This is a genomic window from Streptomyces sp. NPDC005794 (genome assembly GCF_042871445.1).
In the GTDB taxonomy this organism is placed as follows: domain Bacteria; phylum Actinomycetota; class Actinomycetes; order Streptomycetales; family Streptomycetaceae; genus Streptomyces.
Map to the genome: position 1 here is coordinate 1 of NZ_JBIAIN010000018.1, position 12964 is coordinate 12964.

13 protein-coding genes and 1 rRNA gene are annotated in these 12964 nt (G+C 72.7%); 11 read left to right on the forward strand and 3 right to left on the reverse strand.

Annotation, left to right across the window (positions count from 1 at the left end; genetic code table 11):
• The 3 genes from rrf to ACFYQ5_RS26265 form a co-directional block, all read left to right on the forward strand.
• A 5S ribosomal RNA gene (gene rrf / locus ACFYQ5_RS26255) occupies positions 1 to 92 on the forward strand; the annotation flags it as partial.
• Between the two features lie 226 nt (positions 93 to 318).
• The gene (locus tag ACFYQ5_RS26260; protein WP_389200966.1) at positions 319 to 1845 is read left to right on the forward strand and encodes a hypothetical protein; all 1527 of its coding nucleotides are present in this window, start codon (positions 319 to 321) and stop codon (positions 1843 to 1845) included.
• Positions 1845 to 2624: a hypothetical protein gene (locus ACFYQ5_RS26265; RefSeq protein WP_389200968.1), complete on the forward strand. Its 780-nt coding sequence runs from the start codon at positions 1845 to 1847 to the stop codon at positions 2622 to 2624. The genes ACFYQ5_RS26260 and ACFYQ5_RS26265 overlap by 1 nt, the downstream gene beginning before the upstream one ends.
• Before the next feature lie 98 nt (positions 2625 to 2722).
• Here ACFYQ5_RS26265 and ACFYQ5_RS26270 read toward each other — a convergent pair whose 3' ends face one another.
• Both ACFYQ5_RS26270 and ACFYQ5_RS26275 read right to left on the reverse strand, forming a co-directional pair.
• On the reverse strand, positions 2723 to 2890 hold the full coding sequence (locus ACFYQ5_RS26270; protein ID WP_389200970.1) for a hypothetical protein: 168 nt from the start codon (positions 2888 to 2890) through the stop codon (positions 2723 to 2725).
• A gap of 137 nt (positions 2891 to 3027) precedes the next feature.
• Entirely contained in the window at positions 3028 to 4308 is a 1281-nt protein-coding gene (locus tag ACFYQ5_RS26275) for a DUF1015 family protein (protein WP_389200971.1), read from the reverse strand.
• Between the two features lie 72 nt (positions 4309 to 4380).
• Here ACFYQ5_RS26275 and ACFYQ5_RS26280 point away from each other — a divergent pair, with 72 nt between their 5' ends.
• The 4 genes from ACFYQ5_RS26280 (at position 4381) to ACFYQ5_RS26295 (ending at position 8616) form a co-directional block, all read left to right on the forward strand.
• Positions 4381 to 5412, forward strand: a complete 1032-nt coding sequence (locus ACFYQ5_RS26280) for an HAD hydrolase-like protein (protein WP_389200974.1) — start codon at positions 4381 to 4383, stop codon at positions 5410 to 5412.
• A 287-nt stretch (positions 5413 to 5699) separates the two neighbouring features.
• The gene (locus tag ACFYQ5_RS26285) at positions 5700 to 6701 is read left to right on the forward strand and encodes a FecCD family ABC transporter permease (protein WP_389201213.1); all 1002 of its coding nucleotides are present in this window, start codon (positions 5700 to 5702) and stop codon (positions 6699 to 6701) included.
• Positions 6698 to 7756: a FecCD family ABC transporter permease gene (locus tag ACFYQ5_RS26290; RefSeq protein WP_389200976.1), complete on the forward strand. Its 1059-nt coding sequence runs from the start codon at positions 6698 to 6700 to the stop codon at positions 7754 to 7756. Before ACFYQ5_RS26285 ends, ACFYQ5_RS26290 begins: the two co-directional genes overlap by 4 nt.
• A 56-nt stretch (positions 7757 to 7812) precedes the next feature.
• Entirely contained in the window at positions 7813 to 8616 is an 804-nt protein-coding gene (locus ACFYQ5_RS26295; RefSeq protein WP_389200978.1) for an ABC transporter ATP-binding protein, read from the forward strand.
• A gap of 12 nt (positions 8617 to 8628) precedes the next feature.
• Here ACFYQ5_RS26295 and ACFYQ5_RS26300 read toward each other — a convergent pair whose 3' ends face one another.
• Complete coding sequence (locus tag ACFYQ5_RS26300; protein WP_389200980.1) at positions 8629 to 8976, reverse strand: alkyl sulfatase C-terminal domain-containing protein; 348 nt, start codon at positions 8974 to 8976, stop codon at positions 8629 to 8631.
• A 42-nt stretch (positions 8977 to 9018) separates the two neighbouring features.
• Here ACFYQ5_RS26300 and ACFYQ5_RS26305 point away from each other — a divergent pair, with 42 nt between their 5' ends.
• The 4 genes from ACFYQ5_RS26305 (at position 9019) to recN (ending at position 12905) form a co-directional block, all read left to right on the forward strand.
• Entirely contained in the window at positions 9019 to 9333 is a 315-nt protein-coding gene (locus ACFYQ5_RS26305; RefSeq protein WP_389200982.1) for a hypothetical protein, read from the forward strand.
• A 7-nt stretch (positions 9334 to 9340) separates the two neighbouring features.
• Positions 9341 to 10156: a TlyA family RNA methyltransferase gene (locus ACFYQ5_RS26310; RefSeq protein ID WP_389200983.1), complete on the forward strand. Its 816-nt coding sequence runs from the start codon at positions 9341 to 9343 to the stop codon at positions 10154 to 10156.
• Entirely contained in the window at positions 10153 to 11076 is a 924-nt protein-coding gene (locus tag ACFYQ5_RS26315; RefSeq protein WP_389200984.1) for an NAD kinase, read from the forward strand. Before ACFYQ5_RS26310 ends, ACFYQ5_RS26315 begins: the two co-directional genes overlap by 4 nt.
• Before the next feature lie 83 nt (positions 11077 to 11159).
• Positions 11160 to 12905 (forward strand): DNA repair protein RecN, encoded by a 1746-nt coding sequence (gene recN, locus ACFYQ5_RS26320; RefSeq protein WP_389200986.1) that lies wholly within the window; start codon positions 11160 to 11162, stop codon positions 12903 to 12905.
• Positions 12906 to 12964 lie beyond the last annotated feature (59 nt).

Below are 12964 nucleotides of genomic sequence, written 5' to 3' on the forward strand. Positions count from 1 at the left end.
CGCCCGGTTACATTCCGAACCCGGAAGCTAAGCCTTTCAGCGCCGATGGTACTGCAGGGGGGACCCTGTGGGAGAGTAGGACGCCGCCGAACAATCTTTCAGGACCCTTGGTCCCAGCGTTCATGCTGGGGCCGAGGGTCCTTTTTTGTTTGCCGAAGCGCGTCGGATGGTCGGCTGCGCGAGAATGTCTGTGGTACCCGATGACAGGAGTCACCCCCATGTCCACCAACTCTTCCGACGACCGTCCGGAGCGCGAGCCGCGTCGCCGGGACGGGGGTGACAAGGGCGGCTTCCGAGGCGGTCGTGACGACCGGTCCGGTGCGCCTCGACGTGACAACGACCGTGGTGGCTTCCGCCGCGACGACCGCGACCGGGACCGTGGCCCGCGCCGTGACGACAGTCGTGGTGCTGCCGGCACCGGTGGCGGTTTCCGCCGCGACGACCGCGACCGGGACCGTGCTCCGCGCCGTGAGGACGACCGTGGTGGGTACCGCGGTGGTCAGCGTGATGACCGTGGTGGTCGTCCCGCCGGCGGTGGTTTCGAGCGTCGTGACGACCGGCCGCGTGGCCCGCGCCGTGACGACGAGCGTGGTGGCAGCACCGGCGGCGGCTTCCGCCGAGACGACAATCGCGGCTCAGGCGGCGGTGGTGGTTTCCGCCGTGACGACAGCCGTGGTGGTAGCGCCGGTGGTGGTTTCCGCCGCGACGACAGCCGTGGTGGCAGCGCCGGTGGCGGTTTCCGTCGCGACGACCGCGACCGGGACCGTGGCCCGCGCCGTGATGACGACCGGCCCAGCAGCTTCCGTCGTGACGACCGTGCTCCGCGCCGTGAGGACGACCGTGGTGGGTACCGCGGTGGTCAGCGTGATGACCGTGGTGGTCGTCCCGCCGGCGGTGGCTTCGAGCGTCGTGACGACCGGCCGCGTGGCCCGCGCCGCGACGACGACCGTGGTGGCAGCACCGGCGGCGGCTTCCGCCGAGACGACAGCCGAGGCGGCAGTACCGGTGGCGGTTTCCGTCGCGACGACCGCGACCGGGACCGTGCTCCGCGCCGTGAGGACGACCGTGGTGGGTACCGCGGTGGTCAGCGTGATGACCGTGGTGGTCGTCCCGCCGGCGGTGGCTTCGAGCGTCGTGACGACCGGCCGCGTGGCCCGCGCCGTGACGACGAGCGTGGTGGCAGCACCGGCGGCGGCTTCCGCCGAGACGACAATCGCGGCTCAGGCGGCGGTGGTGGTTTCCGCCGCGATGACAGTCGTGGTGCTGCCGGCACCGGTGGCGGTTTCCGTCGCGACGACCGCGACCGGGACCGTGGCCCGCGCCGGGATGACGACCGGCCCAGCAGCTTCCGTCGTGACGACCGTGCTCCGCGCCGTGAGGACGACCGTGGTGGGTACCGCGGTGGTCAGCGTGATGACCGTGGTGGTCGTCCCGCCGGCGGTGGCTTCGAGCGTCGTGACGACCGGCCGCGTGGCCCGCGCCGCGACGACGACCGTGGTGGCAGCACCGGCGGCGGCTTCCGCCGAGACGACAATCGCGGCTCAGGCGGCGGTGGTGGTTTCCGCCGTGACGACAGCCGTGGTGGTAGCGCCGGTGGTGGTTTCCGCCGCGACGACAGCCGTGGTGGCAGCGCCGGTGGCGGTTTCCGTCGCGACGACCGCGACCGGGACCGTGGCCCGCGCCGTGACAACGACAGGGGCAACGACCGTGGTGGCTACCGGGGTCGTGACGACCGTGGCGGTTACCAGGGACGTGACGACCGGGACCGTGAGCCCATCAAGCGGCTTCCCATTCCTGACGAGGTCACCGGCGACGAGATCGACAAGGACGTCCGACAGGAGCTGATGAGCCTGCCGAAGACCCTCGCCGAGGATGTCGCACGGAACCTCGTCATGGTCGCCCGTCTGATCGACGAGGACCCTGAGCAGGCCTACGCCTATTCGCGTATCGCCCTTCGGCTGGCGTCGAGGGTCGCCGCGGTACGTGAGGCGGCGGGCTTCGCCGCGTACGCCACCCAGAAGTACGCCGAAGCGCTGGCCGAGTTCCGGGCGTCGCGTCGGATGACCGGCTCCGTGGAGCTGTGGCCCGTCATGGCTGACTGCGAGCGCGGACTGGGCCGGCCCGAGCGGGCCATGGCCATGGCCGGTGAGCCCGAGGTGCAGAAGCTGGACAAGGCCGGCCAGGTCGAGATGCGCCTGGTCGCCGCAGGCGCCCGCAGGGACATGGGGCAGATCGACGCTGCGATCGTCACGCTGCAGAGCCCTGAGCTCGCCTCCAGCGCCGTCCACTCGTGGACGCCGCGCCTGCGTTACGCCTACGCCGACGCGCTCCTGGAAGCAGGTCGCAAGGACGAGGCCCGTGAGTGGTTCGGGAAGGCCCTGGAGGCCGACAAGGACGGTGCGACCGACGCGTCCGACCGGCTGGCCGAACTCGAAGGTGTGGAGTTCGTCGATGTGCTCGACGACGACGAGCACACCGGCCGAGCGGACGACGCCGAAGGCGTCGAAGGCCGGACCACGGACGACCAGGACGAGGCCGACGAGGCCGAGTTCGACGACGCGGACGACGCGGACGACGTGGACGGCGAAGAGGACGGCGACGTCGACGGGCCCGCGAAGGCCTGAGTACCGCTGACAAACGGAACATGAAGAGGGCGGCACCCACAACGGGCGCCGCCCTCTTTTGCGTGCGGGGGCCTCGAAGCCCATGGCATCAGGCGATGTCAGGCCTGACCGGTCGGCCTGACCAGGAGTTCAGCGACAGCCACGTGGCGTGGACGGGTGACGACACAGGTGAGGGCGTCGGCCACGAGGTGGCTTTCCCCGTCGGCGGTGAGGCCGGCGGGGAAGACATGGGCGCTGCCTCCAAAGGCGCGTATGCCGACGGCCACGGAGCGGGCGGCAGCCTCACCTGCACCGCAACGACCGCCGGCCCCGTGGCCCGACCGCCCCGTGCCCCGACCACGAGCGCCGCCGCGTCGGTCTCGCCACAGCCGTGCGCCGCGCCTTCGCGCCTGAGGGGATCTGCTCAGCCTGCGCCGAGACTGCGCAGGACCAGCCCCGTGGCCGGCTTGGGGCCGAACGAGGTCGACTTGCGGGGCATCGTGACGCCCTGTCTGGCCAGGTCCCGGACCACGTCCTCGCGCACGGGGTGCATCAGTACCGCCGTGGCGCCGTGCCGTTCCGCCTGCTCGACCGCCGCCGCCGTGTCATGGATGTAGGCGATGTGCTCGGGGGCGTCAGGGATCCGCCATACGTCGTCGAGGAGCGTGGAATGCAGCACGGTCGCGTCGAGCGCACGCCAGGCGTCCGGCCGGTCGGCACGGATCGTGCGGGCCAGCAGCTGCTCGTCGGGCCGGTCGACCAGGTGGAACCGGCCGTCGCCCGCGAGAAGGAAGGCGTTGCCCTCCGTGGCGGCGTCCGCGAGCGCGTCGAGCGCCCGGGGCAGCGGCCCGTCGACGGACCGGACGCGGAAGCGGCCGTCGAGGGCGCGGAGCGCCTGGGCGACCGGGAGGCGGTGCAGCAGCCGGTGGATGGCGCGCACCCGCAGCGGATAACGGGCGGTGTCCACGAGCAGGACGAGACCGAAGTCCCAGGGGCCGGGTACGGACTGCTCCTGCTGGAGCCGCAGATACGTGGCCCAGCGGTGGTGGCCGTCGGCGATCAGGGCCTGGCGGCGGGAGAGGTCGGACTCGATCTCCGCCTGCTCCGCAGGATCGGTGACGGCCCAGAGACGGTGGCTGAAACCGTCCTCGGTCGTCGTGGTGAGGAGCGGAAGGCGTTCCACCACCCGCTCGATGACGGCCGTCGTGCCGCTCGGCGTGCCGTCACCCGCGTAGCTGAGGAGCAGGGGTTCGAGGTGGGCGGCCGCCGTGCGCATCAGGTCGGCGCGGTCCTCCACGACATCGGCCATGACGTCCTCGTGCGGCAGGACGACGCCCTCCGACGCGGGGGACAGCGCCAGGGCCCCGATCACACCGCGCTGAAGGATGTCGTCGGCGCGCTGCTCGTAGACGTACAGCACGGGCACCGGGTCCGGGGCGAGGACGCCCTCCGCGAGCCAGTGCTTCAGGGTGTCGGCTGCCTGCCGGTGACGCTCGGAGGCCGTGCCGGCCTGCGGGAGGATCAGCCGCACGATGTTGTGCGGGTCGGCGGACTCCAGGTGGTGCAGACCGTCCGGCCGTACGACGACGTCGTACGGAGGTGAGGTGACCGCCGCCAGGCTGCCGACCCGCTCGGGGACGTATCGCAGTCCACGGAAGGGGATCAGCCGTAGTCCCTGGCCGGCGGCGCACCCGGTTGTGTTCATCCGGGCATCGTATGTGCGCTCCGGCGATGGGCGATGATCGGGGGAGAGGCATGGAATGAGGAGCACAGGTATATGAGTCATCAGCAGTACAGGTCCCGGCCGCTCGGAAGCGCCGTGGCGCTGAGCGAGGCGTACGACACGGCCCTGCTCGATCTCGACGGAGTGGTCTACGCGGGCGGGCACGCGATCGTGCACGCCGTCGGGTCGCTGGGCAGCGCACGCGCGGGCGGCATGCATCTGGCATACGTGACGAACAACGCGCTGCGGACGCCGGACGCGGTGGCGGAGCACCTGACGGAGCTCGGGGTGCCGGCCGATGCCGCTGATGTGATCACGTCGGCGCAGGCGGTGGCCCGGCTGATGGCCGATCAGCTGCCGGCCGGGGCCAGGGTGCTCGTGGTCGGTGGCGAAGGGCTGCGGGTCGCGCTGCGCGAGCGGGGCCTGGTGCCGGTGGAGTCGGCGGACGACGAGCCGGTGGCCGTGGCGCAGGGTTTCGGCGGGCCCGATCTGCCGTGGGGACGGTTCGCCGAAGCGGCGTACGCGATCTCGCGCGGGGCCGTGTGGTTCGCGTCCAACACGGACCTGACGATCCCGGGTGCCCGGGGTATCGCCCCTGGCAACGGTGCGGCGGTGGAGGTCGTACGCATCGCCACCGGTGCCGAGCCGCAGGTCGCCGGCAAGCCGCTGCCGCCGATGCACCGCGAGACCGTGCTGCGGACGGGGGCGAAGCGGCCGTTGGTCGTCGGGGACCGGCTGGACACGGACATCGAGGGAGCGTTCAACGGCGGCGTGGACTCGCTGCTCGTCCTCACCGGGGTGACCGACGCGGCACAGCTGATCGCGGCCGAACCCAAGTACCGCCCGACCTATGTGGACCGGGACCTGCGGGGGCTGCTCACCGGGCAGCCCGAGGTGCCGGAGGAGGACGGCGTCTTCCGCTGCGGCGGCTGGACGGCCGTGGCGCGCGGGGACGTGCTCGTGCTGGAGGGCGACGGCGACACGATCGACGGGCTGCGGGCCCTGTGCGGGGCCGCGTGGACGCATGCCGGGGAGGGCTCGTGCGGGCTGGACGCGGGGAAGGCAGTGGCCAGGCTCGGGCTGTAGCCGCGGACGCCCGGGGCACGCTCCGCGGAGCCGTGGCCCCGGGCCGGATGTCGCGGCGTCCCCACGGGCGCCGTGTGCGGAGCCCGCGCGATCGGTCCGCGCGGAGCGCGTGGCATCCGGGGCCGAGAGCGGGCTGATCGCTGAAAGGCGCAGGGCCGGGGCCTACGACGTATGCCTCCGGCACCCATGGGTCGCCGGATCGGAGGGTAGGCTACCCTAACCCGGTGTTGGTCGAGAGTCCTTCTGAAACGAACGCCGCCGCTCGCGCGGCCGCGCCGGACGAACCCGTGCGCGCCGGGCGCCATGCGGTACGAGCCGCCGGCCTGCTGGTCGCCGTAGGTGTGCTGGTGCTGGTGTGCCTCGCGAGTGTCGCGATCGGCGCCAAGGCCCTCCCGCTCTCCGAGGTGTGGCACGGTCTGTTCCACTACGCGGGCACCAGCGGGGACGTCCTCGTACGGGATGTACGGGTCCCGCGCACCGTGCTGGGGCTGATCGTCGGGGCCGCGCTGGGGCTGGCCGGCGCGGTGATGCAGGCGCTGACCCGTAACCCGCTCGCCGAGCCCGGTCTGCTGGGCGTCAACGCGGGCGCGGCGGCGGCCGTCGTCTCGGCCATCGCCTTCTTCGGCGTCACCTCGCTGACCGGGTACGTCTGGTTCGCGTTCGGCGGTGCCGCGATCGTCTCCGTGGCGGTGTACCTGCTCGGCGGAAGCCGCTCCGCGAACCCCGTGCGCCTGGCGCTCGCCGGTACGGCGGTCACCGCGGCGCTGTTCGGTTACGTCAACGCCGTACAGCTGCTGGACTCGGCGGCGCTGGACCGGTTGCGCTTCTGGACCGTGGGGTCGCTGGCCTCGGCGAACCCGGAGACCGTGGGCAAGGTGTGGCCGTTCATCGCGCTCGGGGTGCTGCTGGCCCTCTTCCTCGCCCGGCCGCTCAACGCGCTGGAGATGGGCGACGACACGGCCAGGGCGCTCGGCGCGCACCTGACCCGTACCCGCGTCCTCGCGATGGTGGCCGTCACCCTGCTCTGCGGGGCGGCGACCGCCGCCTGCGGGCCGATCGTCTTCATCGGGCTGATGATCCCGCACCTGGTCCGCACCCTCACAGGCCCGGACATGCGGTGGATTCTGCCCTACGCGGCCGTCCTCGCGCCCGTGCTGCTGCTGGGCGCCGACGTGGTGGGCAGGGTCATCGCCCGCCCCTCCGAGCTGCAGGTCGGCATCGTCACCGCGTTGCTGGGCGGGCCCGTCTTCATCCATCTCGTACGGCGCAAAAGGATGGCCCAGCTGTGAAGGCCGCGCAGGACACCACCAGAACCGTCCACGCCCTGCGGACGGCCGGCGGGCTCTCCTTCCGGGTGGACGCGCGCGCGTCCGCCGTGATCGCGCTGCTCGTCGCGGCGGCCGCCTTCGCCGCCGTGGTGCTGATCGGCAGCGGCGACTACGCCATGTCACCCGGGCAGGTCGTCACCACGCTGTTCGGCAACGGAACCTTCCAGCAGGAGTTCATCGTCACCGAACTCCGGCTGCCCAGGGTCCTGGTCGGGCTGCTGGTCGGCGCCGCGCTCGGTGTCGGCGGCGCCGTGTTCCAGAGCGTCTCCCGCAATCCGCTCGGCAGCCCCGACGTCCTCGGCTTCGGCCAGGGTTCCGCGGTCGGCGCACTCATCGTGATCGTGCTCTTCCACGGCGGACCCACCGAGGTCGCGGCGGGTGCCGTCGGCGGCGGCCTGCTGACGGGCGCCGCCGTCTACCTGCTGGCCTGGAAGCGTGGGGTGCACGGCTACCGGCTCGTGCTCGTCGGCATCGGCGCCGCCGCGATGCTCACCGCGGCGACCCACTATCTGATCACCAAGGCCAACCTCGTCGACGCCACCCGCGCGGTCGTCTGGATGACCGGCTCGCTGGACGGCCGGGACTGGGCCCAGGTCTGGCCGCTGCTCGCGGTCTGCTGTGTCCTGATGCCCCTGATCCTCGGCCACGGCCGGGCCCTGCGCATGATCGAGATGGGGGACGACGCCGCCCACGCCCTGGGCGTACAGGTGGAACGCACCCGGCTCGTCCTGCTGTCCTGCGCCGTGCTGCTCGTCGCCGTCGCCACCGCCGCCGCCGGGCCCATCGTCTTCGTCTCGCTCAGCGCCCCGCAGGTCGCCCGCCGCCTCACGCGCGCACCCGGCCCCAACCTGGCGGCCGCGGCCGCCACGGGCGCGGCCCTGCTGCTGGTCGCCGACTGGACCGCCATGAACGCCTTCGGGGACCGCCAGCTCCCGGTGGGCGTCGTCACGGGCGTGCTCGGCGGCTGCTACCTGCTGTGGCTCCTCGTGTCGGAGCGCAGGGCGGGGCGCGTATGAACCAGGGAACGCCGGGCACCTCGCAGACCATCCCCACAGACTCCGGGAGTACGACCATGCAGCGCCTCACCGCGGATTCGGTGACCCTCGGCTACGACCGGCGGGTCATCGCCGAGAACCTCTCGGTCGAGATCCCCGACAACTCCTTCACGGTCATCGTCGGCCCCAACGCCTGCGGCAAGTCGACCCTGCTGCGCGCCCTCTCCCGGATGCTGAAGCCGACAGGCGGAGACGTCCTGCTGGACGGGCAGTCCATCCACCGGATGCCCGCGAAGAAGGTCGCCAGGACCCTGGGCCTGCTGCCCCAGTCCTCCATAGCCCCGGACGGCATCACCGTCGCCGACCTCGTCTCGCGCGGCCGCTACCCCCATCAGGGGCTGCTGCGCCAGTGGTCGCCCGAGGACGAGCGGATCGTGAAGGAGTCCATGGAGTCGACCGGCGTCGGCGAGCTCGCCGACCGCTACGTCGACGAACTGTCCGGCGGCCAGCGCCAGCGGGTCTGGATCGCCATGGCCCTCGCCCAGCAGACGCCGCTCCTGCTGCTCGACGAGCCGACGACGTACCTCGACATCCAGCACCAGATCGACGTACTCGACCTCTGCGCGGAACTGCACGAGACGCAGGGCCGCACCCTGGTCGCCGTGCTGCACGACCTCAACCACGCCGCCCGGTACGCCACCCACCTCATCGCCCTGCGCGAGGGCGAGATCATCGCCGAGGGCGCGCCCGGGGACGTCGTCACCGCACAGCTCGTGGAGGAGGTCTTCGGGATGCGGTGCCAGGTCATCGACGACCCCGAGACGGGAACCCCGCTCGTCGTCCCCGCCGCCCGCAGGAAGCGCACGGCGGCCTCCGTCTGAGCCCCTGACGGGCTACAGCAGCGACTTGAGCTTCAGCAGATCGCGGAACCCGGCCTCCAGCCGCACCCGGCCGGACGCCCAGGCCTTCGCGAAATGCAGCTCGCCGCCCACCATGGCCACCAGGTCGTCCCCGGTCATCGCGAGCCGGATCTCGGCCTTCTCCCTGGGCGGGCCGTCGTGCGTGTCCAGCACCCGGATCCGGCCGTTCGCCAGCCGTCCGGTGAACGTCACGTCGAGATCCCTGATGTGGCAGCTCAGCGAGCGGTCGAGGTCGGCGGCGCCGCGTACGTCGCCGTCGGCCCCCGCCAGATTGCCGGAAAGTGTGTCGAGTGCGCTGCGGCACTCCTCCATGGTCGCCATCGTCACCGACGGTACACCGGCCCTTCGAGGTAGCGTTCCCGCATGAGTGACTGGATGCCGGGGCCGGACACGGCGCAGCGGGACGAGGCGGACGAAGCGGCCGCGACGCTGCCCGCCGCGCCTCCCGCGCCCTCCCTCGACCCCGTCCCGCCCGCGCCCCTCGGGGTCGCGCGCACCCCCACCGGGCACCCCGGTGTCGATGGGCGACTGGAGCGGCTGGCCGACGCGGACCACCTCGCGGCGGACGGCCACGCCGAGGTGTACGAGGATGTACACCGTGGGCTGCGCGACGAACTCACCGCACTGGACGCACGGCCCGCACCCGCACCGACGCCCGCGCACGACAACAGGAGCTGAACCGAACGTGGCAGGAGTGGCACGTCGCCGCCTCGACGCCGAGCTGGTACGCCGCAAGCTGGCCCGCTCGCGCGAGCACGCGAGCCAACTGATCGCAGCGGGGCGGGTGACCGTCGGCGGGAACACCGCGACCAAGCCCGCCACCCAGGTCGAGACCAGCGCCGCCGTCGTCGTCGTCAAGGACGACAGCGACCCCGAGTACGTCTCGCGCGGCGGGCACAAACTCGCGGGCGCCCTCGCCGCCTTCGTTCCGCTGGGTCTGCAGGTCGAGGGGCGGCGGGCACTGGACGCCGGGGCCTCGACCGGCGGCTTCACCGATGTACTGCTGCGGGCCGGCGCCGGCCATGTCGTCGCCGTCGACGTCGGCTACGGACAGCTCGCCTGGTCGCTGCAGTCCGATGAACGCGTCACCGTCAAGGACCGCACCAACGTACGGGAGTTGACGTTGGAGCAGATCGACGGGAAGGCGGTGGACCTGGTGGTGGGAGACCTCTCGTTCATCCCGCTCGGCCTGGTGCTGCCCGCCCTCGCGCGCTGCGCCGCCCCCGATGCCGACCTGGTGCTCATGGTCAAGCCGCAGTTCGAGGTGGGCAAGGAGCGCCTCGGCAGCGGCGGTGTGGTCCGCAGCCCCGAGCTGCGGGCCGAAGCCGTACGGGAAGTGGCGCGCCGGGCCGGTCTGCTGGGCCTCGGCGTCCACGGGGTCACGGCGAGCCCGCTGCCCGGCCCGTCGGGAAATGTCGAGTACTTTCTGTGGCTGCGGGCCGGCGCACCTGAGCTGGATCCCGCGGATGTCGACCGTGCAGTGGCGGAGGGGCCCCGTTGACGACGCATGCGGCACAACCGGAGAACGCGGAACGCACTGTCTTCCTGCTGGCGCACACCGGCCGTCCGGCTGCGATCCGCAGCGCCGAGCTGGTGGTCCAGGGCCTGCTGAGGAACGGCCTCGGCGTCCGGGTGCTGGCCGTGGAGGCGCAGGACCTGCCGCTGCCGCCCTCGGTGGTGACGGTCACGGACGCGACGCCCACCGCCGTGGACGGCTGCGAACTGCTGATCGTGCTCGGCGGGGACGGGACGCTGCTGCGCGGCGCCGAGATCTCCCGCGCCTCGGGCGTACCGATGCTCGGCGTCAACCTCGGACGGGTGGGATTCCTGGCCGAGGCCGAACGTGACGACCTGGACAAGGTGGTCGACCGGGTCGTCACCCGGGCGTACCAGGTCGAGGAGCGCATGACCCTCGACGTCGTCGTGCACAGCAACGGTGACATCGTGCACACCGACTGGGCGCTCAACGAGGCCGCCGTCCAGAAGGTCTCGCCCGAGCGGATGCTGGAGGTCGTCCTGGAGATCGACGGACGGCCGGTGACCGGCTTCGGATGCGACGGGATCGTCTGCGCCACCCCGACCGGCTCGACCGCGTACGCCTTCTCGGCGGGCGGCCCCGTCGTCTGGCCGGAGGTCGAGGCCCTGCTCATGGTGCCGATCAGCGCCCACGCGCTGTTCGCGAAGCCGCTGGTGACCTCGCCCGACTCCGTGCTGGCCGTGGAGGTCCAGCCGCACACCCCGCACGGGGTGCTGTGGTGCGACGGGCGGCGGACCGTCGAGCTGCCCGCCGGGGCCAGGGTGGAGGTACGGCGCGGCACGGTGCCCGTACGGCTCGCGCGACTGCACCAGGCGTCGTTCACCGACCGTCTGGTGGCCAAGTTCGCGTTGCCCGTACAGGGCTGGCGGGGCGCTCCGCACTGATTTCCCGGGCCGCTGCGCACACCCGCGTGAGTGAATCCGTCACCGGGGTCCGTCACACACCGGGCTCCGGACCTCGTAAGGTCATGTCCGTGTTGGAGGAGATGCGGATACGGTCGCTCGGAGTCATCGACGACGCGGTGGTGGAGCTGTCACCCGGTTTCACCGCGGTGACGGGCGAGACCGGCGCGGGCAAGACCATGGTCGTCACCAGCCTCGGGCTGCTGCTCGGCGGGCGCGCCGACCCCGCCCTGGTGCGGGTCGGTGCCAAGGCCGCGGTCGTCGAGGGGCGGATCACGGTGTCCCGGGGCGACGCGGCGGCGGTGCGCGCCGAGGAGGCCGGGGGCGAGATCGAGGACGGTGCGCTGCTCATCAGCCGTACCGTTTCGGCGGAAGGGCGCTCCCGGGCCTATCTCGGGGGCAGATCCGTGCCCGTGGGAGTGCTCGCCGAGCTCGCCGACGAACTCGTCGCCGTGCACGGCCAGACCGACCAGCAGGGCCTGCTCAAGCCGGCACGGCAGCGTCAGGCCCTGGACCGTTACGCCGGTGGCCGTGTGGAGGGCCCGCACACCGAGTACGCCGCCGCCTACCGGCGGCTGCGCGCGGTCGTCGCGGAGCTCGACGAGCTGACCACCCGGGCCAGGGAGCGCGCCCAGGAAGCGGATCTGCTGCGCTTCGGCCTCGACGAGGTCGCCGCCGTGGAGCCCTTGCCGGGGGAGGACACCGAACTCGCCGCGGAGGCCGAACGGCTCGGCCACGCCGAGGCCCTCGCCTCTGCGGCGGCCCTCGCCCACGCGGCGCTCGCGGGCGATCCGGAGGACCAGGAGGGCCTGGACGCCACCACGGTGGTCGCCGCCGCCGGGCAGTCCCTGGACGCCGTACGGGCGCACGACTCCGCGCTGGCCGCGCTCGCCGACCGGATCGGCGAGATCTCGATCCTGCTGGCCGACGTGGCCGGTGAACTCGCCGGATACGCCGATCAGCTGGACGCCGACCCGCTGCGGCTCGCCGCCGTGGAGGAGCGGCGGGCGGCGCTCACCGCGCTGACCCGCAAGTACGGACAGGACATCACCTCCGTGCTCACCTGGGCCGAGGACGGCGCCTCCCGGCTGACCGAGCTGGAGGGCGACGACGACCGCATCGGTGAGCTGACGGCGGAGCGCGACGCACTGCGCGCCGAGCTCTCCGTCCTCGGGCAGGCGCTGACCGACGCGCGGACGGAGGCGGCGGCGCGGTTCGCCGCCGCCGTCACGGAGGAGCTGGCGTCGCTCGCGATGCCGCACGCACGGGTCTCCTTCGCCATCGGGCAGACCGAGGCGCCGGACGAGGCGTCCGGCATCGACATCGGAGGCCGGAGCGTGCTCTACGGGCCGTCCGGCGCCGACGAGGTGGAGCTCCTGCTGGCCCCGCACCCCGGGGCCCAGCCCCGGCCGATCGCCAAGGGCGCCTCGGGCGGTGAGCTGTCCCGGGTGATGCTCGCCGTGGAGGTGGTCTTCGCGGGCTCAGACCCCGTGCCCACGTACCTCTTCGACGAGGTCGACGCGGGTGTCGGCGGCAAGGCGGCCGTCGAGGTCGGCCGGCGGCTGGCGAAGCTGGCCAGGTCCGCGCAGGTCGTCGTGGTCACCCACCTGCCGCAGGTGGCGGCCTTCGCCGACCGGCAGTTGCTGGTCGAGAAGACCGTGGACGGATCGGTGACCAGGAGCGGCGTCACGGTCCTGGAAGGTGAGGACCGCGTGCGGGAGCTCTCCCGGATGCTCGCCGGGCAGGAGGACTCGGAGACCGCCCGGGCACACGCCGAGGAGCTGCTGGAGACCGCGCGGGCCGACGGATAGCGGGCCGACGGCGTCAGTTCCGCGCCGCCCTGCTCACTCGTACGAGTGGGGCGGCCCGA

Excerpts from the sequence above, each read along its gene's own strand:
- ACFYQ5_RS26265 (WP_389200968.1), top strand. The coding sequence starts at position 1,845 with ATGAGCCTGCCGAAGACCCTCGCCGAGGATGTCGCACGGAACCTCGTC.
- ACFYQ5_RS26295 (WP_389200978.1), top strand. The coding sequence starts at position 7,813 with ATGCAGCGCCTCACCGCGGATTCGGTGACCCTCGGCTACGACCGGCGG.
- ACFYQ5_RS26275 (WP_389200971.1), bottom strand. The coding sequence starts at position 4,308 with ATGAACACAACCGGGTGCGCCGCCGGCCAGGGACTACGGCTGATCCCC.
- ACFYQ5_RS26280 (WP_389200974.1), top strand. The coding sequence starts at position 4,381 with ATGAGTCATCAGCAGTACAGGTCCCGGCCGCTCGGAAGCGCCGTGGCG.
- ACFYQ5_RS26300 (WP_389200980.1), bottom strand. The coding sequence starts at position 8,976 with ATGGCGACCATGGAGGAGTGCCGCAGCGCACTCGACACACTTTCCGGC.
- recN (WP_389200986.1), top strand. The coding sequence starts at position 11,160 with ATGTCCGTGTTGGAGGAGATGCGGATACGGTCGCTCGGAGTCATCGAC.
- ACFYQ5_RS26305 (WP_389200982.1), top strand. The coding sequence starts at position 9,019 with ATGAGTGACTGGATGCCGGGGCCGGACACGGCGCAGCGGGACGAGGCG.